Annotated in this window: 21 protein-coding genes and 1 tRNA gene; 15 read left to right on the top strand and 7 right to left on the bottom strand. The window is 58.1% G+C overall.

Annotated features, from left to right (window positions below):
• Positions 1-7: 7 nt before the first annotated feature.
• Entirely contained in the window at positions 8-676 is a 669-nt protein-coding gene (locus CLH62_RS00855) for a helix-hairpin-helix domain-containing protein (RefSeq protein ID WP_099616270.1), read from the top strand.
• Positions 676-2,952 (top strand): selenide, water dikinase SelD, encoded by a 2,277-nt coding sequence (selD, locus tag CLH62_RS00860; protein ID WP_099616271.1) that lies wholly within the window; start codon positions 676-678, stop codon positions 2,950-2,952. The genes CLH62_RS00855 and selD overlap by 1 nt, the downstream gene beginning before the upstream one ends.
• Here the strand turns inward: selD and senB are convergent.
• A complete protein-coding gene (gene senB, locus CLH62_RS00865; protein WP_265734796.1) occupies positions 2,949-3,923 on the bottom strand; it encodes a selenoneine biosynthesis selenosugar synthase SenB in 975 nt (324 codons plus the stop codon). The genes selD and senB overlap by 4 nt on opposite strands.
• A 202-nt stretch (positions 3,924-4,125) precedes the next feature.
• Between senB and CLH62_RS00870 the strand changes: the two genes are divergently transcribed.
• From CLH62_RS00870 to CLH62_RS00880, 3 genes are read left to right on the top strand one after another with little or no spacing between them, the layout of a single operon-like run.
• Entirely contained in the window at positions 4,126-5,001 is an 876-nt protein-coding gene (locus CLH62_RS00870; protein WP_211285623.1) for a putative selenate ABC transporter substrate-binding protein, read from the top strand.
• The gene (locus tag CLH62_RS00875; protein WP_099616273.1) at positions 5,001-5,651 is read left to right on the top strand and encodes a phosphonate ABC transporter ATP-binding protein; all 651 of its coding nucleotides are present in this window, start codon (positions 5,001-5,003) and stop codon (positions 5,649-5,651) included. Before CLH62_RS00870 ends, CLH62_RS00875 begins: the two co-directional genes overlap by 1 nt.
• A 16-nt stretch (positions 5,652-5,667) precedes the next feature.
• Positions 5,668-7,134 carry a PhnE/PtxC family ABC transporter permease gene (locus CLH62_RS00880; RefSeq protein WP_099616274.1) on the top strand — a complete coding sequence of 489 codons (1,467 nt, stop codon included), beginning with the start codon at positions 5,668-5,670 and terminating at the stop codon, positions 7,132-7,134.
• Positions 7,135-7,152: 18 nt separating this feature from the next.
• Here the strand turns inward: CLH62_RS00880 and CLH62_RS00885 are convergent, their stop codons facing one another.
• Both CLH62_RS00885 and CLH62_RS00890 read right to left on the bottom strand, forming a co-directional pair.
• Positions 7,153-7,464 carry a hypothetical protein gene (locus CLH62_RS00885; protein ID WP_099616275.1) on the bottom strand — a complete coding sequence of 104 codons (312 nt, stop codon included), beginning with the start codon at positions 7,462-7,464 and terminating at the stop codon, positions 7,153-7,155.
• 83 nt (positions 7,465-7,547) lie between these two features.
• Positions 7,548-8,021, bottom strand: coding sequence for a hypothetical protein (locus CLH62_RS00890; protein ID WP_099617581.1), 474 nt, complete (start codon positions 8,019-8,021; stop codon positions 7,548-7,550).
• A 132-nt stretch (positions 8,022-8,153) separates the two neighbouring features.
• Here CLH62_RS00890 and CLH62_RS00895 point away from each other — a divergent pair, with 132 nt between their 5' ends.
• From CLH62_RS00895 to CLH62_RS00905, 3 genes are read left to right on the top strand one after another with little or no spacing between them, the layout of a single operon-like run.
• Positions 8,154-9,074, top strand: a complete 921-nt coding sequence (locus CLH62_RS00895; protein ID WP_099616276.1) for an ABC transporter ATP-binding protein — start codon at positions 8,154-8,156, stop codon at positions 9,072-9,074.
• 27 nt (positions 9,075-9,101) lie between these two features.
• Entirely contained in the window at positions 9,102-9,863 is a 762-nt protein-coding gene (locus CLH62_RS00900; protein WP_099616277.1) for an ABC transporter permease, read from the top strand.
• Positions 9,860-10,378, top strand: coding sequence for a DUF192 domain-containing protein (locus tag CLH62_RS00905; RefSeq protein ID WP_228152740.1), 519 nt, complete (start codon positions 9,860-9,862; stop codon positions 10,376-10,378). The genes CLH62_RS00900 and CLH62_RS00905 overlap by 4 nt, the downstream gene beginning before the upstream one ends.
• 12 nt (positions 10,379-10,390) lie before the next feature.
• Here CLH62_RS00905 and CLH62_RS00910 read toward each other — a convergent pair whose 3' ends face one another.
• Positions 10,391-11,182, bottom strand: a complete 792-nt coding sequence (locus tag CLH62_RS00910; protein ID WP_099616279.1) for an enoyl-CoA hydratase — start codon at positions 11,180-11,182, stop codon at positions 10,391-10,393.
• Between the two features lie 378 nt (positions 11,183-11,560).
• On the opposite strand from CLH62_RS00910, the gene CLH62_RS21055 reads away from it, so the two are divergent.
• Genes CLH62_RS21055 through CLH62_RS00920 form a run of 3 tightly spaced genes read left to right on the top strand, consistent with a single transcriptional unit; the run spans position 11,561 to position 13,468 of the window.
• Complete coding sequence (locus CLH62_RS21055; RefSeq protein WP_170005741.1) at positions 11,561-11,704, top strand: hypothetical protein; 144 nt, start codon at positions 11,561-11,563, stop codon at positions 11,702-11,704.
• A 28-nt stretch (positions 11,705-11,732) separates the two neighbouring features.
• Complete coding sequence (locus tag CLH62_RS00915; protein ID WP_099616280.1) at positions 11,733-12,611, top strand: DMT family transporter; 879 nt, start codon at positions 11,733-11,735, stop codon at positions 12,609-12,611.
• A 53-nt stretch (positions 12,612-12,664) separates the two neighbouring features.
• Complete coding sequence (locus CLH62_RS00920) at positions 12,665-13,468, top strand: enoyl-CoA hydratase-related protein (protein ID WP_099616281.1); 804 nt, start codon at positions 12,665-12,667, stop codon at positions 13,466-13,468.
• On the opposite strand, the gene CLH62_RS00925 is transcribed toward CLH62_RS00920, so the two are convergent.
• A tRNA-Leu gene (locus CLH62_RS00925) sits at positions 13,469-13,555 on the bottom strand.
• A gap of 88 nt (positions 13,556-13,643) precedes the next feature.
• Positions 13,644-14,273, bottom strand: coding sequence for a class I SAM-dependent methyltransferase (locus CLH62_RS00930; protein ID WP_099616282.1), 630 nt, complete (start codon positions 14,271-14,273; stop codon positions 13,644-13,646).
• A 184-nt stretch (positions 14,274-14,457) separates the two neighbouring features.
• Between CLH62_RS00930 and CLH62_RS00935 the strand changes: the two genes are divergently transcribed.
• From CLH62_RS00935 to cydC, 4 genes are read left to right on the top strand one after another with little or no spacing between them, the layout of a single operon-like run.
• The gene (locus tag CLH62_RS00935; RefSeq protein WP_099616283.1) at positions 14,458-15,885 is read left to right on the top strand and encodes a cytochrome ubiquinol oxidase subunit I; all 1,428 of its coding nucleotides are present in this window, start codon (positions 14,458-14,460) and stop codon (positions 15,883-15,885) included.
• Positions 15,886-15,887: 2 nt separating this feature from the next.
• Positions 15,888-16,889 (top strand): cytochrome d ubiquinol oxidase subunit II, encoded by a 1,002-nt coding sequence (gene cydB, locus CLH62_RS00940; protein ID WP_099616284.1) that lies wholly within the window; start codon positions 15,888-15,890, stop codon positions 16,887-16,889.
• A complete protein-coding gene (gene cydD / locus CLH62_RS00945) occupies positions 16,890-18,602 on the top strand; it encodes a thiol reductant ABC exporter subunit CydD (protein ID WP_099616285.1) in 1,713 nt (570 codons plus the stop codon). It abuts the gene before it with no gap.
• Complete coding sequence (gene cydC / locus CLH62_RS00950; protein WP_099616286.1) at positions 18,595-20,208, top strand: thiol reductant ABC exporter subunit CydC; 1,614 nt, start codon at positions 18,595-18,597, stop codon at positions 20,206-20,208. The genes cydD and cydC overlap by 8 nt, the downstream gene beginning before the upstream one ends.
• A gap of 20 nt (positions 20,209-20,228) precedes the next feature.
• Here the strand turns inward: cydC and CLH62_RS00955 are convergent, their stop codons facing one another.
• Positions 20,229-21,470, bottom strand: a complete 1,242-nt coding sequence (locus CLH62_RS00955) for a saccharopine dehydrogenase family protein (protein ID WP_099616287.1) — start codon at positions 21,468-21,470, stop codon at positions 20,229-20,231.
• Positions 21,471-21,476 lie beyond the last annotated feature (6 nt).

The raw sequence follows: 21,476 nt of genomic DNA on the forward strand, positions 1-21,476 counted from the left end.
ACATTACATGGCGAAGAAAGCCAAACAGAACGTTGATAAGATCGTCAAAAAGGTCAATAAGGAGTTTGAAAAGACTTCTTCCCAGATTGAAGGCCTGGTCAACGATGCATTGAAGCAATTCGACAGCCTGCAAAATCAGGTTCAGGAACCGGTGCGCAAGCTGCTGAAAGAAATTGACGAACTGCGTGACCGTGAGATGAAGCGGTTCCACGAAGAGTTCGAGCGTCGCCTGAACGAGTTCCACGAGCTGCAGAGCAGCATCCTTGAGCGCCTTGGCGTTGCCTCCAAAGAGGCTGGGAAAGAGGTGAAAAAGCTGACCGATGAAGTCAGCAAGGAAGCCAAAACCGCTGCCAAGGATGCCGCGCCGAAGAAGACCACCAAGGCATCCTCAAAAGCAAAAACGGCTACCAGCCAGCCAGCAGCCAAGAAGCCCGCTGCCAAAAAACCGGCCACGAAGAAAGCACCTGCCGCCAAGGCCGCGAAGCCGGTGGACAAGAGCGACCTCACCCTGGTCAAGGGTATTGGGCCGGCGACCGCGAAGAAGATGAAGGATGCGGGCATCACCTCCATCGATCAGATCGCCAACCCTTCGGAGGCAGACCAGGAAATGCTGAAGGCCTTTTCGAATATCAAGGGATACAGCCAGCTGTCTGCTGAAGCCAAAAAAGTTAACTGATGCGGACGCCTGACCAGCCTGTTTTACGGGACATAGTCCTGATTGGCGGCGGGCACAGCCACGTCGGGGTCCTGAAGCGGTTCGCCATGAACCCGGTCCCCGGCGTGCGTGTTACGCTCATCTGCCGAGACACCCACACCCCCTACTCCGGCATGTTGCCCGGTTATGTAGCGGGCCATTACAGCTACGACGATGTCCACATCGATCTGAGTCGACTGGCGGAATACGCCGGAGCCCGTTTCTACCGGGCCGAGGCCATCGGCATTGACCGTGATCGCAAGCGGGTTACCTGCCGCGGCCGGCCGGATGTGCCGTACGACATTCTCTCCATCAATATCGGTTCGTCTCCCCGGGTTAATGACGTTGACGGTGCTTCAGACCATGCGGTTCCGGTGAAACCGATTACCGGTTTCAACAACCGCTGGCTGGCGCTGCTCTCCCGCATTGAAAATCACGAAGGGCCGCTCACGGTGGCCGTTGTTGGTGCCGGTGCCGGCGGTGTTGAACTGACTCTGGCCATGCAGTTCCGCCTCAGGAACGAGCTGCAACAGCGAGGCAAGGACCCCGGCCAGCTGCACTTCCACCTCTTTGACGCTGCTGACGAAATTCTTCCCACCCACAACCCGAAGGTTCGGGAGGTATTCCGGAAAACGCTGTCTGAGCGTGGCGTGAAAGTTCATCTTGGGACCCCGGTTACCAAGGTTCAGGAAAACCTGCTGATTACGGAAGCGGGCGAAACCCTGCAAACCGACGAGGTACTCTGGGTAACCCGGGCCGGAGGTCCGGAGTGGCTGAAGGAAACGGGCCTGGCCCTGGATGATGGCCTTTTCCTACGGGTTAGAGACACCTTGCAGGTAGAGAACGACGACAATATTTTTGCTGCAGGCGATATCGCCAATGTAACCAACCACCCCCGGGAGAAAGCGGGTGTGTTTGCGGTGCGGCAAGGACCACCCCTTGCAGACAATCTCAAACGCCTGGCAACCGGCAAAGGCCCGAGAGATTTTTACCCGCAGAAGAAATGGCTGGCGCTGATCAGCACAGGGGACAAATATGCGGTAGCGTCCCGTGGTGACAGACAGTTTGACGGCGCCTGGGTGTGGCGCTGGAAGGACTGGATTGATCGCCGGTTCATGAAAAAATTCAACGATCTGCCTCCCATGGAGGAAGAATCGAAACTGCCGGATACGGCCGCCGCTCAAAACGCTGAGGAAGCCTCCCAGGCCATTTCCGCCGTAGCCATGCGCTGTGGCGGATGTGGCGCAAAAGTGGGAAGCACCGTGCTTTCCCGGGCCCTGGGCGAACTCAAGCCCATCGAACGGGACGACATCCTCATCGGCCTTCACGCTCCGGATGATGCGGCGGTTCTCAAGGTACCGCCGGGCAAAGCGGTGGTTCATACCGTGGACTTCTTTCGGGCCTTCATCGACGATCCCTACGTATTTGGCAAGGTGGCTGCCAACCACAGCCTTGGCGATGTCTTTGCCATGGGCGCGGAAGCCCAGAGCGCTACGGCAGTGGCCACGGTGCCCTATGGCATTGAATCCAAGGTTGAAGACGTGGTCTACCAGATGATGTCTGGCGCCGTGGAAGTGCTGAACGAAGCAGGCTGTGCCCTGGTGGGCGGCCATACCGGTGAAGGCAAGGAGCTGGCGCTGGGCTTTGCGGTAAACGGCCTGATCGACCCGGAAGACGTGATGAGCAAGGGTGGGTTGAAAGCCGGTGATGTGCTGATCCTCACCAAGCCCATCGGCACAGGAACACTCTTTGCCGCCCATGCCCGGCTGGCTGCCAAAGGTCGCTGGATCGACTCTGCCCTGGCTTCCATGATTCAGTCCAACAAGGCTGCAGCAGATTGTTTGCGGAAGTTCGGTTCCAAAGCCTGCACGGATGTGACCGGTTTTGGTCTGCTCGGGCACCTGGTCGAAATGACCAAGCCCTCAGGGGTGGATGCAGAGCTGGATCTGTCTGCCATTCCGGTGTTACCGGGCGCCGAAGAAACCGCAGCCGCAGGCATTCTCAGTTCTCTGCAGCCGGCTAATATACGGTTGCGGCGCGGTATCCGTGATCAGGATAAATGGGTAGATCATCCCCGTTATCCGCTGATTTTTGATCCCCAGACGGCGGGGGGGCTGCTCGCCAGCGTCGCTGCTGACAAGGCTGAGGAGTGTGTCCGGGAGCTGAAGGCTCTTGGATACCCCCACACCGCCATCATTGGCCGGGTCACGGGTCAGGACGAAAGTGGTCCCATAGAGCCCATTTCCCTCCGGGATTAAACCCTCTCTGAGCAGCGCTGTACCGCAAGGTTCAGCGCCTGCTCCAGAGAGGCCTGCTCCCTTTCCGGTACAAAGCGCCCAGCCAGTTTACTGACCTGGGCCTGCAGGGTTGCAAGGAAATCCGGATGCTGTTCCGCACGGTAAAGCATCTCCGCCAGGACCTTCTCATCATTCACTGGAAAATACCCGCGATAATCCTTTCCAAGCAATCCGACGTTACCAGGAATGTCTGAGGCAATCATCGGCAGGCCGGCCCGGCAAGCCTCTGAGACAACATTGGCACCACCCTCCATCACGGAACTGATCACCATAAGACGGCTGTTTGCCATCAGCTGCCGGGTTTCGTCTTGCTCCAGTTCGCCCAGCCAGCGGAAACGGGGGTTCCGCTCCATTTCCTGCTCGGCCATTCTCTGCCATTCTTCGTTATGGGGTTTGCCAGCGCACCAAACCTGTATTCTCGAATCATCTGGAAGCAACCTCGCCGCGTAAGCCGCCCGCAGGGAATCCTTTTCCTCTCTCAGGTGACCAATCACACACACGCCAAACCCGGCATCCTCCAGAGCTGGCTGCGGTAAAGGATAGGCTTCAGGCCCCTGCGCTGACTGGAAGAGCGTGACCAGTTTGGTGGCGAATCGGGCGGGTATGTCCCTTGCGACCAGTTCATGCAGCCCGATCAGCGCGTCCGCTTCCTCCATGGAGTAAAGCGTGTCTTCCGGAAATTCATGCTGGTGCAAATAGATGTCGGTTCCGGTCAATGCAACGATCAAGGGTTTGTCCGGCCAGGACTGCCGAATCTGGCGAATCGCTCCGACGCTGCGCCAGGCGTGCAGTGCAATGAAAACGTCACAAGCCTCCCCGTTGTATTGCGTAACCACCGAGACGCTGTGCCCGGCTTTCTCCAGCAGCAGTTCCCAGCGTTCTGCCGTGGCTCGATTGCCCGCTTTTGATCCAGGCTGTGCTGGTGTAATCATTATTATTTTCATGGCATTCGCTTGGGACTGAATGAGTGAAAAATAAGGCGCCAGACTCTGAGCCAATTAAACCCGCAAATCGTATAGCTGTTCAGAGTTAAGGTAAATCAAGGTATCCTGCGGACACCGGGAATCGTTGGTTTCCCTCGATTCAAAACCCAACGTTGCAAATCCAAACTGTCTGGCAATTCAAGGAACAACCATGGCTCTTAATCTTATACGGAAATTGATGATTTCCAGTCTTTTCTGTTTCACCGCAGCATCGGCGTCCGCTGAAACCTTCGTGTTCACAGCCATCCCCGATGAGGATGAAACAAAACTGGTAGAGCGCTTCAAAGGTGTTGCCGATTACCTCTCCAGTGAGCTGGATGTCGAAGTCCGCTACATTCCTGTTAAATCCTATGCTGCAGCTGTTTCTGCGTTCCGCAACAATCAGGTTCAGCTGGCCTGGTTTGGTGGGCTTTCCGGTGTGCAGGCGCGCCGTCTGGTGCCAGGCTCCGAAGCGATTGCCCAGGGCGTGGAAGATCAAGCGTTTGAAACCTACTTCATTGCCAACACCAGCACTGGCATCAAGCCTGCGGATGAGCTTTCCTCGCTGGAGGACGAACTCCGGGGCAAAACCTTTACCTTTGGCTCCAAAGGCTCCACCTCCGGACGTCTGATGCCCGAATTCTATATCCGGGACGTGTTTGGAGCCCAGCCCGAAGACTTTTTCTCCCGCGTGGGCTTCAGTGGCAACCATACCCGTACCCTGAGGCTCGTGGAAGCCGGTACCTATGAAGTGGGCGCCCTCAACTTTCAGGTCTGGGAGAAAGAACTGGCAGACGGCAATATCGACACCGACGCGGTTCAGGTCATCTGGACAACACCAGCCTACCCGGACTACCAGTGGACAATCCGCGGTGATGTCAACGAGCGTTTCGGCGATGGCTTCAAACAGCGCGTTACCGAAGCCCTTCTGAACCTGGACGATCAAAAGCTACTCGAGAGCTTCCCGCGCTCCGACTTCATTCCTGCCTCCAACGACGATTACGAGCCAATTCGCAAGACTGCGGAAGAGATCGGAATCCTCGATTGATGTCAGGCTTTGACCTAACGGGCCTCACGGCCTCTTTCGGCGGTGAGCGGGTTATCGGCCCGCTCTCACTGAGAGTTAAACAGGGTGAAAAGGTCGCTCTGGTTGGCAAGAGCGGTGCCGGCAAGTCCACGCTCATCCGTTTGATTCACGAACGCGTTAATCGCGAGTCCTCCCTGGTACCCCAGGATCTGGGCCTGGTGAATGCACTGCCGGTATTCCATAACGTGTTTATGGGCCAGCTCGACAAACACTCCACCTGGTACAATACGGTTACCCTGGTACGCCCATTTTCCCGGGACCGGGACGAGGTTCGCAAGCTACTGAAAGAGCTGGGTATGTCGGAAAAACTCTGGATTCCGACTGCATCGCTCTCCGGGGGCCAACGCCAGCGTGTTGCCATTGCCCGGGCGCTGTACCGCAATGCGCCGGTGTTGCTTGCTGACGAGCCGATTTCCGCCCTCGACGGCCCCATGGCGCACCAGGTAATGGAGCTGCTCAGGGAGCGGTTCGCCACGAGCATTGTGGCACTCCACGATGTTGAAATGGCGCTGAAATACTGCAACCGGATCGTCGGAATACAGGACGGACAGGTTGCCCTGGACGAAACCAGTGATCGCCTGACGGCTTCAGACATCATGTCTCTCTATTAGGGAACCGGCCAGTTTCATGCTCTCTTCCCCGACGGTTCGCACCAGCCTGATATTTGTCGCAGTAGCCCTGTTTTCGCTACTGTTCGCAGACATCGCCATAACCGCATCAAACCCCTGGCGGGATCTCGGCAATTTCTTCCTTGGCGTGATCACTCCGAATTTCTTCAGCAGCGAAGGCTTGATGACCGCGCTTCTGAGAACGGTTGCCTTTGCCTTTGTGGGGGTGGCACTGGGTAGCGTTTGCGGGTTTTTACTGTCTCTCGTCTACCGCTTCCTGCCGGTCCGGATATTCTGTGCCTTTATCCGGGCGATCCATGAGCTTTTCTGGGCGCTGATTTTCCTTCAGTTCTTCGGTTTCCACCCGCTCACGGGTGTGTTGGCAATTGCCATTCCCTACTCCGGGATTTTCGCCAAGGTCTATTCCGAGATACTGGATGAGGTGGATCCGGAACCGGGCCGACTGCTTCCGCCGCGCACCGGGGTTATCGCGGCGTTTCTCTATACCCGGATTCCCGATTGCTGGGTACAGTTGCGGACCTACACCGCCTACCGCCTGGAGTGCGGCCTTCGTTCCAGCGCCATTCTGGGGTTTGTCGGCCTGCCCACGCTCGGCTTCTACCTGGAATCGTCGTTTTCCCAGGGACTCTACTCCGATGCCGGGGCAATGCTGATCCTGTTTTACGTGTTGATCGCGACCATGCCCCTGTGGGTACGACCACGGCTTTTACCGGTTTATGTACTCGGAGCACCGTTCTTTCTGGGCGAAGGACTGCCTATTGTCTGGGGCAACGTTGAACGATTTTTCACTGAAGACATCGTGCCCAGCCCCCTGAGAGACGGTGAAGGCCTCGGGGGCCTTGTGCCCTGGTTGAGTGAGCTGATGGTCAACGAGGCCCTGCCCGGCATCTGGAATACCGTGATTCTTACCCAGATTGCCCTGGTGGCTACGGGCATACTGACGCTTCTGGCCTTCCCGCTGATCTCCAATCATTTCGGCGGCCCGGTACGGCGCACATCGGGGCACGTTTTTCTGGTGATCGCCCGGTCTACACCGGAATACATCCTCGCCTATATCCTCCTGCAACTCTGGGGACCATCCATGCTGCCCGCGGTGGTGGCACTGGCACTTCACAACGGTGGCATTATCGGCCACCTGATTGGCCGCCAGACCAATACCATACGCCTGCGCCCGGATGCGCCCACCGGTTTCAACCGTTACAGCTGGGAACTGGTTCCGAGGGTCTACCGGTCATTCCTTGCGTTTCTTTTCTACCGGTGGGAAATCATTATGCGGGAAACGGCCATTCTCGGAATTCTGGGTATCTACACGCTGGGCTTCTATGTCGACAGCGCCATCCAGAACATCCGGTTTGACCGCGCCATGATCCTGATCCTGATCACCGCCCTGCTGAACATCGGCATCGATACCCTGGGCCGTTACATTCGCAGAAAGCTGGCCCTGCAGACCATGCCAACCTGCTGATCTGATCACCACCAAGGTTTATTTGGCGGCCTGCTTCGGCGCTGTTTGAAGTACCCAGTCGGTACCCAGGGCAACCGGTTCGGCGTGGTCCTGTTCATCTGCCCGGGTGCCGGTAATCTCAGGGTGTGTGAACCCGCCGTCATCGGTATTGGCCATGCTGTCCACATCGACGGAGCGCACAACATAGGTGACGCCGCCGGCAAGTACTTTCGCCCGGTGGCTAAGACCGAAGACAAAACGGCAATAATCGAGTTTCAGCTGGATCAGATCCTGCTCAGCCTTGCGGATTTTCCTGAGCAGTACCTTCTGAACGCTATCTCCGTAATCCATCACGTGGTCCCTGACATTGGCGATTTGGTCATTTTACACAATCCCGACCGCTTGTCAGCCGACCGACGCCCGGTTTGCGGCTCTCAGCGTGGTTCGGCCTGAAATACCAGCTTTAGCGGAACGTCACCAATCGGCTCCTGGCCCTGCTGCAGATCCACACGCCAGGTCATGGTGGCGTCCACAGTGCAGAAAGGCGCGGTAAAGCGTGCGGAATACTCATTTTCAGTGCGGTTTCCCAAAGGCACCGGGTACTCGCCCATATACATGGATTCGCCTCTCAGAACCGCCAGAAACCGTGCAGGTCGCTCGGGTGTGGTAACTGTGAGTTGGTATTCAGTACCCTGCTCACCCTCGCCTAACGTTTCCAGAGCCGCTTCCCAATGACCGGCCGTGGTCGTCCACTGGCAGGGCCCCGCGAGAAGATCGCACTCGGCCGTGGGCTGTCCGCTCTCGCCTTGTTTACCGCCATCACCGGCATCGCCCAGCATTCGCGGGCCATAGACCACTGCAGCAGTCAAAGCCAGGATCAATCCCACCACTGTTATTCCGCGTAACATAACGGCGCTCCGAATAAACCAGCCCGGCATTATGGTGGTTTCTCCTGCCAAGGCAAAGGTTTCTAAACTGGCGTCAGTCATGAGAAAATACTGCGCCTTCAATTCGACCCATTCTGACCACAGGACACGCCCGTGCAGCCGGATATTTCCGTTAAGCACCTAAGCAAGGTTTATGGCGATGGCTTCCAGGCCCTGAAAGACATCAACCTGGACATCAAGCGTGGCGAGATTTTCGCCCTGCTCGGCCCCAATGGCGCCGGCAAAACCACGCTGATCAGCATTATCTGCGGCATCGTCAATCCATCGACCGGTGAAGTAAAAGCCGCCGGTTACGACATTATAAAAGACTACCGCAAGGCTCGTGAGACCATTGGCCTGGTACCCCAGGAGCTGAATACCGACTCCTTTGAGACCGTCTGGAATGCGGTATCCTTCAGCCGAGGCCTGTTCGGCAAGCCGCCGAAGCCCGCGCACATCGAGAAAGTGCTGAAAGACCTGTCCCTGTGGGACAAGCGTAACAACCGGATCATGTCACTTTCCGGGGGCATGAAGCGCCGGGTGATGATTGCCAAGGCGCTCTCCCACGAGCCCCAGATCCTGTTTCTGGACGAGCCCACTGCGGGCGTTGACGTGGAATTGCGCCGGGACATGTGGGAAATGGTCCGCAAGCTCCGGGAAAACGGGGTCACCATCATCCTGACTACCCATTACATCGAAGAAGCCGAGGAAATGGCGGACCGCATTGGTGTTATCCGGAACGGCGAAATTATCCTGGTGGAAGACAAAGCCCAGCTGATGACCAAACTGGGCAAAAAAGAACTTCGCCTGCAGTTGCAGCAGAAGTTGGACAAGATGCCCGGCGAACTCATGCTGGAGCCAGTAGAGCTGTCGGATGACGGTTACGAACTGATTTACACCTTTGACTCCCAGCAGGAACAGGCCGGCGTGGCCCGGCTACTTCGCACACTCGGTGATCTGGGGATTGAATATCGCGACCTGCAAACCCGGGAAAGCTCCCTCGAAGAGATATTTGTCGGCCTGGTGCACGAATAAGCACCCGCCGGCCCATTGGAGAAAGGCATGAACCTTTACGGTATTCGCGCAATCTACAACTTTGAAATGGCACGCATGAGGCGAACCCTGATGCAGAGCGTGCTCTCGCCGGTGATCTCCACCTGCCTGTATTTCGTCGTCTTCGGCTCGGCCATCGGCTCACGGATGGGCGACATCGACAACATCGCCTACGGCGCCTACATCATTCCCGGCCTGGTAATGCTCTCCCTGCTGATGCAGAGCATCTCCAACGCCTCCTTCGGCATCTACATGCCCAAGTTCTCCGGCACCATTTATGAAGTGCTGTCGGCGCCGGTGTCCTACGTGGAGGTGGTGCTCGGCTACGTGGGCGCCGCCGCCACCAAATCCGTCATCCTGGGGCTGATTATTCTGGCAACGGCAAAGTTCTTTGTGGATTACGACGTGCTGCACCCGTTCTGGATGTTCTCCTTCCTGGTTCTGACATCCGTAACCTTCAGCCTGTTCGGATTCATCATCGGTATCTGGGCAGACGGGTTCGAGAAACTGCAGATCGTGCCCATGATGATCGTAACGCCCCTGGTATTTTTGGGCGGCACCTTCTACTCCATCGACATGCTCCCGGAGATATGGCAGACCATCAGCCTGTTCAACCCCGTGGTCTACCTGATCAGCGGCTTCCGCTGGGCGTTCTACGGCGTTTCAGACGTTCATATCGCCATCAGCGTAGGCATGACCCTGGTGTTCCTGACGGCGTGCATGGCAGGCATCTGGTGGATCTTCAAAACCGGCTACAGGCTGCGCTCTTGAAGCCTCGAAGCGGCATGCTCCACACGCTGAAGTTCTGGGCGATACTCGCAGCCGGTTCCGTCATCCATGGCTGCTCCTCCGGGGTAGCCGCGCCCCAGGAAGGACTGCCGGTGATCGACGCCTGTTTCGTGTCCGAGGCCGGCTCGATCCCCATAAAACTGGAAGTGGCCAGCACTGCGGAACAGCGCAGTAAGGGACTCATGGGCCGCACTTCCATGGCACCGGATGCCGGCATGCTGTTCAAATACCGCAAACCCAGGGACGCTGATCACGGCTTCTGGATGTACAAGACCCTGATTCCACTGGATATCGCCTACCTGAATGGAGAAGGCGTGATTGGCAGTATCCGGCACATGGTGCCCTGTGCCTCTGCCAGCGGTGCCGGATGCCCCAGCTACCCCGCCGGCGTGCCCTTCATCAATGCCGTGGAGATGAACGCCGGGTTCTTCCGGGAACACCGAATCCAGACGGGCGATCACCTGTACCTTGGCGCAGAAAACTGCCCGACTCGATAAGCCGGGCCGTACTCAACTGTCTTTCCACTCCGGCTTGCGCTTGTCCAGGAACGCACAAATACCTTCCTGGGCATCGTCTGCCATCATGTTCTCCGCCATCACCTTTGAGGTGTACTCGTAGGCATCCGCCAGAGGCATCTCCAGCTGACGATAGAACGCCTCCTTGCCAATCTTCAGGGTGTGGGCGGATTTATCGGCAATGGTGCTGGCCAGCTTGTAGACGGTCTCGTCCAGAACCTGGTCATCCACTACCTTATTAACCAGTCCCAGCCGCTCCGCCTTTGGCGCGCTGATCAGCTCGCCAGTCAGCAGCATTTCCATGGCATGCTTGCGCGACACATTGCGCGACAGCGCCACCATCGGCGTTGAACAGAACAGCCCGATATTCACCCCGGGCGTGGCAAACCGCGCAGTATCCGCCGCTACCGCCAGGTCACAACTGGCCACCAACTGACAGCCCGCCGCAGTGGCAACGCCGGCCACCCGGGCGATCACCGGTCTTGGCAGATTCACAATCTGCTGCATCACCTTGCTGCACTGGTTAAAAAGCTCCAGCTGGAACTCATGGCTATCGAACTGATCCCGGACTTCCCGCAGATCGTGCCCGGCGCAGAACACGCTGCCCTTGGCGGCGAGCACCACAACCCGGGTTTCCGAATCCGCCGCAATCGCCTCCAGCTCCGCAGACAGCGCTTCCAGCATGGCCATAGACAAACTGTTGCGCCGCTCCGGCTGGTTCAGCGTGAGCGTGGTGATTCCGTTTTCACTGTGTTTCTGGACCAGTGGTCCTGATTGTTCTGACATGAGGGTTCTCCAGTTTCAATGAACTTCGGTGCACCGGGCAGTCCGGCAGATGCTCCCAAAATACGCTGTAAATACGTCCTTGTACGCTCGGCTCCGCCCTTTAGCGCTTATTGCTCCTGCGTCGCGCTAAAGGTCCTGGGCAAGCCTTCCATGGCTTGCCCGTAAAGCCCTCCGTGCTTTACCCCTGGCTCCGCACGATTTTGGGAGCATCTGCCGGACTGCCCTCTCCGCTAACTTAGTCAAAGTATTGCCGAGACCGCCTATACTGTCGAAGCGACTTTTGTAGGATGCTCAGTTTTACGGCTTTGAGGTTGTTATAGGCGCCCACTGCCCATAGTCTCTTACCAGACGCCAAAAAGATCCAAAGAGGAGCCATCCATGTCGAAATCGATCATCCTCAAGGTCATCGTTGCCATTGCCATCATTGGGGGCGCCATCTTTGTGATTATCAAGGATGAGCCAGCAGTACCATCCGGCGACATCAACAGCATCCAGCCTCTGCCAAAGCAGGACAATCCCTGACCAGGCCCATTGAACAGGCGAACCTGATTTGCAGACAACCCGAATCAAAGGACTGACCATCGCAGCCCTGGGCGTGCTTTTTATCGTCCCGGATGCGCTGCTGGTGAAGATCACCTCCGTAGACCCCGTGGTCTTCCTGTTCTGGCGGGGCCTGTTGCTGGCCATCAGTTTTTTTGTGATCAGCTGGGCCAGATACCGTTCACGCCTGGTACCCGAAATCCGAAAATGCGGCCGCAAAGGCCTGTTCTGTGCTGGTGCCTTTGCCATAAGTACTCTTGGGTTCGTGGTGGGCATGAAAAACACCGCCGCCGGCAATGTGCTGGTCATCCTGAACACCGCGCCAGTGATTGCTGCGGTAATCGCCTGGGCCGTGTGGAAGGAAACCCTGCCCCTCAGAACCTGGATTATCATACTGGTGTGCGTTTCTGGCGCTACCCTCATGGCCGTCGGTGAATTCGGCAAAGGCGACCCCCTGGGTCTGATGATGGCCGTGGTCGCCGCGACAGCTCTGGCCTCAAACCTCAATGTGGCCCGCTCCAAACCCGAAAGCGATATGAGTGTGATGCTGATGTTCGGCGCTCTGGCACTTGCCGTTGTTGCTGCCCTGCTAGGCGGGGCGCAAACACCCTCTTCCCGGGACTTTTTCTTTATCGCCCTGCTCTGCCTGGTGTTCCTGCCAACGGCCTGCATTCTGATCCAGATTGGCCCGCGCTACATTCCGGCGGCGGAAGTCAGCCTTATGTTATTGCTGGAAACCGTATTGGGCTCATTCCTCGTCTGGCTGTTTCTCGGAGAAGTGCCCCCGAATCTCAGCCTGATCGGCGGGGTAATCGTGTTCTCTGCCCTCGCCGTTCATGGCTGGACGGAAGTGAGCCGGTATCGAAAGGCGCGGGTGGCAGTTGATTAACGGGGTTCGAGCGCGCGAAGATACGCGCTGAACGACAACAAGGAACCGCAACAATGACCACCGTACCCAAACTCACCGACGCAATGCTGACCCTCGAAAACCGGGTAGCCACCCTCACCCTGAACCGCCACGATCTGCGCAACGCTCTGACAGGCTCCAACCTGATCGAGGACATCGTGACCACCGCAGAATGGGTGAACCAGTGCGATGAGGTTTCGGTACTGGTGATCACCGGCGCCGGTTCCGCGTTCAGCGCAGGCGGCAATATCCGCGACATGGCCAACCGCAGCGGTGATTTCGCCGGCGACGTGGCCGAATGCGCAGACCGCTACCGCAAAGGCATCCAGCGGATCCCCCTGGCCCTGCATAATGTGGAAGTCCCCATCATCGCAGCCGTAAACGGGCCTGCCATCGGCGCTGGCTTCGACCTGGCCAACATGGCCGACATCCGCATCGCCTCAGAGAGCGCAAAATTCGGCGAAACCTTCCTAAACCTCGGCATCATCCCCGGCGACGGCGGCGCCTGGTTCATGCAACGCCTGATCGGTTACCAGCGCGCTTTTGAGCTAACCCTCACCGGCCGCGTGATTGATGCCACCGAAGCCAAGGAACTGGGTATTGTTCTGGAAGTAGTGCCCGCCGAAGAACTGCTCAACGCCGCGAACGCCATGGCCAGCCGGATCGCCAGTCAACCACCGAAAGCCACACGGCTAACCAAACGACTGATGAAAATGGCACCGCGGATGGAGCTGAAGGATTTTCTGGACGTGTGTGCGAATTTCCAGGGAATGTGTCACAACGAGCCGGAGCATCTGGAGGCGGTTAATCGGATGTTGGAGACTATGGCGAAGAAGTAATGGTGCCCGGAGCCGGAATCGAACCGGCACAGCCTTGCGGCCGAGAGATTTTAAGTCTCTTGTGTCTACCAATTTCACCATCCGGGCATTCGGAGGGAGGTTTTAACGGGCGGAATTGTATAAGGCCGCGTTCGGTAACGCAATTCGGATTCCGCCTTTGCCCTCTCCGTGCTATTCAGGCCTCTACGGGCTTGATGGCCCTGCCCTTATAAATGTACCCGGCGATTTTCGGCGCCTTGGGGATGTAGAGGTTTTCCAGTTCCAGAATCTCGAAGCCGGCGTTGCGGATCAGGTCTGCGATGTGGCGGTTCAGGTGGCAACCGCCGGCGAGTTTCTTCCAGCCGGGGGTGATACGGTGTTGCCACTTTCGGGTGCCGTCGTGAGGTGATTCGCCATGCTCCAGGAACAGTAGCTCTCCGCCGGGTTTGAGTACCCGCCTCATTTGCTGGAGCGCGGTGTGCCAGTCCGGGATGGTGCACAAGGTAAAGGTGAGTAGCACGGTGTCCACGGAGTGGTCTTCCAGGGGGATTTTCTCTCCCGGGAGGTCCAGCCACTCTACCTTGATTGGGGAGCGGGCGAGATTGGGCTGTGCCTTGCGGCGCATTCCGTCTGAGGGCTCAAGGCCGTATACCATCTCAACGTGGTCGGGGTTATAGAATTCCATGTTGATAGCAGACCCCATGCCGACTTCCAATACCCGGCCTTTGGCGTGGGGTACCACCTGGCTACGCAGCTTCATAACCTGGCCCATTGAGCAGGCGCGGTCTATGATATGTGGCAGTATCCGGTCCTCGTAAAAGCTCATTGGCCTCACCATACTTGTGCTATATCAAGGGGTGCGACAATCTGCCCTATCGGGTTTGTCGCCATGTTTAGTAGCATGATTACCATCTGCCGGTAATAACAACACAACAAAATGAGCTAAGGCAGCGGCTGAACGGGTTTGCTAGGCCCGTTTGTTTTGATGTGAACGTTACCGGAGGGTTCCCATGGAACTTGATCCTCTCATCCTATCGCGAATCCAGTTCGCGTTTGTGGTGTCATTTCACGCCATTTTTCCGGTGTTTACCATCGGCCTTGCTTCCTACATTGCGGTACTCGAGGGCCTGGCCTTCAAAACCGGGAACCCGGTGTGGGTGAAGCTCTCTGCCTTCTGGACCAAAGTGTTCGCCGTAGTGTTCGGTATGGGGGTGGTTTCCGGCATTGTGATGTCGTTCCAGTTCGGCACCAACTGGAGCAACTTTGCCCAGGCCTCCGCCAACTTCCTTGGTCCCATTCTGAGTTATGAGGTGATCACTGCTTTCTTCCTGGAAGCAGCGTTCCTCGGTGTACTGCTGTTTGGCCGTGACAAGGTGCCAGCTGGCGTGCACCTGTTCGCGGCGATCATGGTGGCAACGGGCACGTTTATTTCTTCCTTCTGGATTCTGTCCGCCAATAGCTGGATGCAGACACCGGCGGGGACAGAACTCCGGGATGGAGTGTTCCATGTGACCTCCTGGAGCATGGCGATCTTCAACCCGTCGTTCTGGTACCGTTTCGTCCATATGGCTCTCGCCTCCTTCCTGACCGGCGGGTTTGTGGTTGCGGGGGTAAGCGCCTGGTATCTGCTCCTCGGGCGCGAAGTGGAAGCCAATCGTAAGGCGCTGTCCATGTGCCTGTGGCTATTACTGATTATTGCTCCAGCACAACTGGTAGTTGGGGATTTCCATGGCCTGAATACGCTGGAGCATCAGCCCACAAAGGTAGCGGCAATGGAAGGGAACTGGGAAACCTCCCGGAACGTGCCCCTGCTGCTGTTTGCGATTCCTGATCAGGAAAACCAGACGAATCACTTTGAAATTGGCATCCCCAGCCTGGCGAGTATGATCCTGACTCACGAGTGGGATGGCGAGGTGCCGGGTCTCAATGCGGTGCCGGTTGAGGAACAACCGCCGGTGGGCATTGTGTTCTGGTCGTTCCGAATTATGGTCGGGCTCGGTATTCTGATGATCCTGTTCGCGCTGGCAGGCTTGTTCCTGCGGCCTCAAGGTCGCTATGCACGAACTACATGGTTTTTGCAGGGCCTTCGATTCATGAGTATCGCGCCGTTTTTCGCGGTTCTTGCGGGTTGGTTTGTCACCGAGGTGGGCCGAGCGCCTTGGCTGGTATACGGCATCATGACCCAGGCCGAGGCGGTTACGCCCTCGCTGACTGGCGGCATGGCATTGTTCACCCTTATTGGCTATGTCGTGGTGTATGCTCTGGTGTTCTCCGCCGGTGTCTACTACCTGATGCGGGTGCTGTACGTTGGCCTTGAGGATCAGCAAGAGCACGACCACGAGGCGGAACGCCCGGCACGGCCGTTCTCCGCTGCCCACGTGCCGTTTGAATACGCCGATGATAACTCCGCCAACCCGGCCAATCAGGGAGGTCACTGATTATGGAACTGTTTGATCTGCCCCTTATCTGGGCATTCATTATCGGCTTCGGCATCATCATGTATGTGCTGATGGACGGATTTGATCTTGGGGTTGGCATCCTCTTCCCCTTCGCTCCCAACGAGGAAAGCCGGGACACCATGATGAATTCCGTGGCCCCGGTTTGGGATGGCAACGAGACCTGGCTGGTACTGGGTGGCGCGGGCCTTCTGGCGGCCTTCCCGTTGGTGTACTCGATCTTGCTGCCCGCGCTCTATATTGGCGTGTTCCTGCTGTTGGCAGGGCTGATTTTCCGGGGCGTGGCGTTCGAGTTCCGGTTCAAGGCCCGCACCTCCCGTTACCTCTGGAACTGGTCGTTTGCCGGCGGTTCTACTGTTGCTTCCTTTGCCCAGGGTGCCGTGGTTGGCGCCTACATTCAGGGTTTTGAAACCGCCAACGGGGTTTATGTGGGTGGCGCCCTGGACTGGCTGACGCCGTTCACCGTACTAACTGGCCTGGGTATGCTCGCCGGCTATGCCTTGTTGGGCTCTACCTGGTTGATCCTGAAAACCGAAGGACGGCTGCAGGAGTGGGCTTACCGAATCACCTTGCCGCTGCTCGCCGCGGTACTGGTGGTGTTTGGCATTATCAGCGTCTGGACACCGTTTGTGGACGACATGGTGCGACAGCGCTGGTTCTCCAACCTGACCGTTATCTGGATTCTGCCGGTGCTGACGTTGCTCTGCGCTTTCCAGATCTTCCGTTCGGTTCGCAATCGGTTGGAGGGAATGCCGTTCGTGGCCACCATGGGGCTGTTCATAACCACCTATCTTGGCCTGGTGGTCAGCCGCTGGCCTTATGTGGTTCCACCGGAGTACACCCTCTGGGATGCCGCCTCCGCGTATGAATCCCAACTGTTCCTGTTAATTGGCCTGCTGTTCGTGATTCCCATTGTGCTGGTGTACACCGCCTGGACGTACTGGGTATTCCGCGGCAAGGTTCGCGCCGGCGAGGGCTATCACTAAGTGGCTGAGCCACGGGCTGACGGTGACGGAGACACAACCTCCGCCACCAACCAGAAAGCCGTCAGGCAGTGGCTTTTGGAACTGGCCCGTGGCAATCGTCTCTGGATACGGAGTACGGTTGCGGCGGGAACGGTTGCCGGTATTGCCACGATTGTTCAGATGTTTCTGCTCGCCCGGATTATTCATCTGGGTGTGATTGACGAAGTTCCGGTTGCGGAACTGACTCCCCTCTTCCTTGGCCTGATTCTCGCCATCGTCATCCGTGCCATCGGCCAGGGCTTTCAGGCCCGGCTTGCCGCCCGTTGCAGCGAGCAGGTGCGCCGTGATGCCCGGCGCCGGATTCACAAGCACTGGCAGGCAACTGGCCCGGTTGAATTGGGCCAGTCTTCAGCGGGCACCCTGGCCCGGGAATGGATAGATCACGTTGAGGCCCTTCACGGCTACTTTGCTCGGTTCCTTCCGCAAATGAGCCTTGCGATCATTGTGCCTTTGCTGATCCTGGTTCTGGTTTTCTGGCTGGATTGGCTGGCAGGGATCTTTCTTCTGCTCTCCGCCCCCCTTATTCCGCTGTTCATGGCCCTCGTGGGCATGGGCGCGGAAAAGCTGAACCAACAACATTTCGAGACCATCAGCCGGCTTTCCGGGCAGTTCCTGGACAAGGTTCGTGGGCTGACAACCCTGCAGCTGTTTGGCCAGACCGCCGGTGCCGCCGAGCTCATCCGCAAACGCTCGGACCACTACCGGCGCATCACCATGAAAACCCTGCGGGTGGCGTTCCTGTCTTCGGCGGTGCTGGAGTTCTTTGCCTCTGTGGCCATCGCCGTGATCGCCATCTACATCGGGTTTGGCCTGCTGGGTTACATCACCTATGGCCCAGCCGATCAACTGACGTTGTTTTCCGGGCTGCTGATCCTGCTGCTGGCTCCGGAGTTCTTCCAGCCGCTGCGGATCCTGTCCCAGCATTATCATGATCGTGCCGCGGCCATGGGCGCCGGTGCGGAGATTCTGGAACGACTGAATCTGCCGGTGGACAGCCATCGCCCGTCGGAATTGGCGGGAAAGGTCAGCGCCAGGGACGTTATTGAACTGGATTCGGTGTCGAAGGCGTTCCGGGCCGATCATGAGGTTCTGCTGGATCTGTCACTAGTAATCCACAAGGGCGACGTGATTGCCCTCACCGGCCCCTCCGGCGGTGGCAAGTCCACCCTGTTGCATCTGCTGGCCGGGTTTATGGTGCCGGAAAAGGGCCGGATCCAGCTGTTTGGTGAGTTGCCCGGTAGTTTCCGGTTTGGCTGGCTGGGTCAAAAAGGCTTTCTGGTTCAGGGGACCTGGGCCGATAACCTTCGCCTGACCACGCCGGATGCCTCCGATGTTGCCATTGCCACGGCCCTGCGCAACGTTGGCCTGGGCCCGTTGCTGGACAGCCGGAAAGATGGCATCTACAGCGCGGTGTCCGAAGAAGGCCAGGGTTTGTCCGGTGGCCAGGCGCGGCGCTTGAGCCTGGCCCGGATCTTCGTGGCTGATTACGACCTGATCCTGCTGGATGAGCCCACGGCAGGCCTGGACAGCGACAGTGAAGTCTTCGTTCTGGAAGCGCTGCGCAAACTGGCGGTCGCTGGTAAAACCCTGATCTTCTCAACCCATCACCACGCGCTGCTGACCCTGGCCAACCGTGTGCTGTTGGTCTCCGGTGGGGAGGTGCGCGATGCGTGACCTTAAACCCTGGCTGGATCTGATTTTCAAGCGCCCTGGCCGCCTGATGGTTGGCGGAGTTCTGATTCTCGCCACACTGATTTCCGGTATTGCCCTGCTCGCCGTTTCCGGCTGGTTTATCACTGAAACGGCCCTGGTGGGACTGCTGCTGGCCGCCGGTGTTGCCGCCTCCATCAATCTGTATGTGCCCGGCGGTGCCATCCGGTTCTTCGCGGTGTCCCGCACCGTGTTTCGGTACCTGGAGCGGGTTTACAACCACGATACGGTGTTGCGCCTGCTGACGGACATCCGTGTCGCGCTGTTCCAGAGGTTATCCCTGGCCAGTCGCAGCCTAAGGGGTGAGCTGAGCGGGGCCCAGTGGCTTTCAAGGCTGACCAGCGATGTTGATGCCCTGGACACTCTGTATCTGCGGTTGATCGCGCCCACGGCGCTGGCTGCCCTGGTTACCTTTCTGGTGGTTGTGCTGGCATCGGTGCTGTTTGATATGCGGACTGCCCTGCTGGTAGGTCTGATACTACTGGTGGCGCTGGTTATTGCCACGGTTGGTGTCTATCTGAGGACACGGCACCTGGCAGCACGGCAGAGCGACCGCCAGGAAGCGCTGCGAACTGCTGTAATTGAGCACATTGAAGGCTTTGCGGAGCTGACTGCGGCCGGCAGGACCGGCAAACACGCGGCCTGGCTTATGCGCCAGGCCCACCAGGTAACCTCTGAGCAGGCCAAGGCTGACACTCGCGTGGGCTGGCACCTGGCAGGATCTCATCTGCTGATCAATCTCTCGGCGGTGTTTGCGCTCTGGGCCGGTTTTGCCCTGTTCCAGGTCGGCGCAGTGTCCGGGCCGGTGCTGGTTCTGTTGCCGATTGCCTTGCTCGGGATTGCGGAAGTCTATGCCATGCTGCCGGATGCGTTTGCCAAGCTGGGAGCCACAGTCGCTTCCGCCCAACGCCTGAATCGGGATTGCAGGGCGAATGTAGCCACGGCTGATGTCAGTACTGTGGATCTTCCGGCCGATACGGCGCTTCTGGCAGAAAATATCACCGTAAAACATGCTGGTTACGCGCCATTATTCACACATTTCAACCTTGAGGTTCAGGCGGGGGAGCGACTTGGCATCATTGGCCATTCCGGAAGTGGCAAGTCCTCTCTGGCGGACACTTTTGCCGAGCTTTTGCCTGCACAGGGCAAGCTGGCGTGTCGGGACCGGGTGTATCTGACCCAGAAAACCGTGCTGTTCGAGGACACCCTGAGAGCAAACCTGTTGCTGGGCTCCCCGAATGCCAGTGATACCGACCTGTGGCGAATCCTGGAACTGGTGGAACTGGCACAGCGTTTCGCCTCGGAACCGGACCAGCTCGACACCTGGCTGGGCAGCGCAGGCAACCGGCTGTCCGGTGGTGAGGCCCGGCGGGTGGCGTTGGCACGAGTGCTGCTGAATCCTGCTCCTTTGGTGATTCTGGATGAGCCGTTTACCGGCCTGGACGCGGAAACCCGGGCCCGGATTTCCAAACGTATGGATGGTCTTCTGGAAGGGAAAACAGTTGTAAGCCTGGCTCACGGGCCGGATGCCCTTCCGGGCACCGACCGCGTGATTTATCTGAGAGGTTGAGAGGCTAACCGGTTGAAAATTCAGCGGGTTTCAACCACCTCAAAGGTCAGGCCAGCCTTGCTGGTCAATCGGTCCATCAGTTTGCCGTCCAGCAAGGAAGCCGGGGTCCAGAAACCGCCGGGCTGATCTGCCGGGATGTCGAAAGCCAGGCACACGCCTGCTTCGCCCAGCATCTTGCCGGTGGAACCGTAACCCGGGTCCTGATCGCCGGTCACCTTGGTAATGATGGTCTTGCCATCTCCGGTGCGGCCCACAAAGCGCAGATCGTAGAATCCGGATTTCTGGGCTTCCGGGCTCGGGCCTTCGCCGGGCTGGGGCACGAACTTTTCCACCAGCCAGCGGGTCGGCTTGATGGCAGAGGCGGTAAAGAACGCCGCCAGGCCACCGGTGATGGCGTAAGCAGCCAGGCGCCCCTTGGTACCGCGGCCGGTCATCATGGCCTCGTCGTAGGTGAACTCCTTGCCGTACCGGGCATTTTGCAAGGCGTTGGAGCGATGCACCACCCGGGTGTTGATCGCTCCCATCACAAACGGCGCCAGCCAGGTATTGAAGGTTCTGTCGAACTCCGCACCCTTCAGGCTCGGCTGACGGGCTTGCGAGCGGTGCTCCGGCGGGCAGATAGAGAACGGGTTGGCCAGTTCCTTGCGCAGTTTCGGATCCGCCGCAGCTTCCTTCGCCACGTTCATCATCGAGGCCACAGTGCCGCCTGAGAACTCCCCTTTGGCAACCTTCACCCGCATGCGGACATCGAGGCAAGGCGCGCCAAAGATCTTTTCAGCCTCGTTCTGCAGGAACCAGACACCCATATCCGACGGGATGGAGTCGAAACCGCAACAATGGACGATGCGGGCGCCGGAAGACTTGGCTTCTTCCTCGTAGCGTTCGACCATTTTACGGATCCACTGCACTTCGCCGGTCAGGTCGCAATAGTCGGTTCCGGTGCGCACACACGCCTGAACCAGCGGCTCACCGAATAGCGCATAGGGGCCGACGGTCGAGATGATGACTCGGGTCTGTTCACACATGGCCTCAAGGGATGGTTCATCCGAGGCATCGGCCAGAATCATCGGCAGATCGTCCGCGGTATCACCGAGTCCGGATTTCAGGGAGTTCAGTTTGCTCTCGGAGCGCCCGGCAATCGCCCATTTCATCGATTGACCCACTCCGTAGGTGTTGAGCAAGTAACGGGTAAGAATCTGGCCAACGAAACTGGTGGCGCCAAACACCACCAGGTCGTAGGTCGTTTCTGCTGATTTAGTCATTGCTCT

The sequence above is a fragment of the Marinobacter guineae genome (genome assembly GCF_002744735.1).
Taxonomy (GTDB): Bacteria; Pseudomonadota; Gammaproteobacteria; order Pseudomonadales; family Oleiphilaceae; genus Marinobacter; species Marinobacter guineae.

Coding starts and splice junctions, on each gene's coding strand:
- CLH62_RS00855 (WP_099616270.1), top strand. CDS start 8: ATGGCGAAGAAAGCCAAACAGAACGTTGATAAGATCGTCAAAAAGGTC.
- selD (WP_099616271.1), top strand. CDS start 676: ATGCGGACGCCTGACCAGCCTGTTTTACGGGACATAGTCCTGATTGGC.
- senB (WP_265734796.1), bottom strand. CDS start 3,923: ATGATTACACCAGCACAGCCTGGATCAAAAGCGGGCAATCGAGCCACG.
- CLH62_RS00870 (WP_211285623.1), top strand. CDS start 4,126: ATGGCTCTTAATCTTATACGGAAATTGATGATTTCCAGTCTTTTCTGT.
- CLH62_RS00875 (WP_099616273.1), top strand. CDS start 5,001: ATGTCAGGCTTTGACCTAACGGGCCTCACGGCCTCTTTCGGCGGTGAG.
- CLH62_RS00880 (WP_099616274.1), top strand. CDS start 5,668: ATGCTCTCTTCCCCGACGGTTCGCACCAGCCTGATATTTGTCGCAGTA.
- CLH62_RS00885 (WP_099616275.1), bottom strand. CDS start 7,464: ATGGATTACGGAGATAGCGTTCAGAAGGTACTGCTCAGGAAAATCCGC.
- CLH62_RS00890 (WP_099617581.1), bottom strand. CDS start 8,021: ATGTTACGCGGAATAACAGTGGTGGGATTGATCCTGGCTTTGACTGCT.
- CLH62_RS00900 (WP_099616277.1), top strand. CDS start 9,102: ATGAACCTTTACGGTATTCGCGCAATCTACAACTTTGAAATGGCACGC.
- CLH62_RS00910 (WP_099616279.1), bottom strand. CDS start 11,182: ATGTCAGAACAATCAGGACCACTGGTCCAGAAACACAGTGAAAACGGA.
- CLH62_RS21055 (WP_170005741.1), top strand. CDS start 11,561: ATGTCGAAATCGATCATCCTCAAGGTCATCGTTGCCATTGCCATCATT.
- CLH62_RS00920 (WP_099616281.1), top strand. CDS start 12,665: ATGACCACCGTACCCAAACTCACCGACGCAATGCTGACCCTCGAAAAC.
- CLH62_RS00930 (WP_099616282.1), bottom strand. CDS start 14,273: ATGAGCTTTTACGAGGACCGGATACTGCCACATATCATAGACCGCGCC.
- CLH62_RS00935 (WP_099616283.1), top strand. CDS start 14,458: ATGGAACTTGATCCTCTCATCCTATCGCGAATCCAGTTCGCGTTTGTG.
- cydB (WP_099616284.1), top strand. CDS start 15,888: ATGGAACTGTTTGATCTGCCCCTTATCTGGGCATTCATTATCGGCTTC.
- cydC (WP_099616286.1), top strand. CDS start 18,595: ATGCGTGACCTTAAACCCTGGCTGGATCTGATTTTCAAGCGCCCTGGC.
- CLH62_RS00955 (WP_099616287.1), bottom strand. CDS start 21,470: ATGACTAAATCAGCAGAAACGACCTACGACCTGGTGGTGTTTGGCGCC.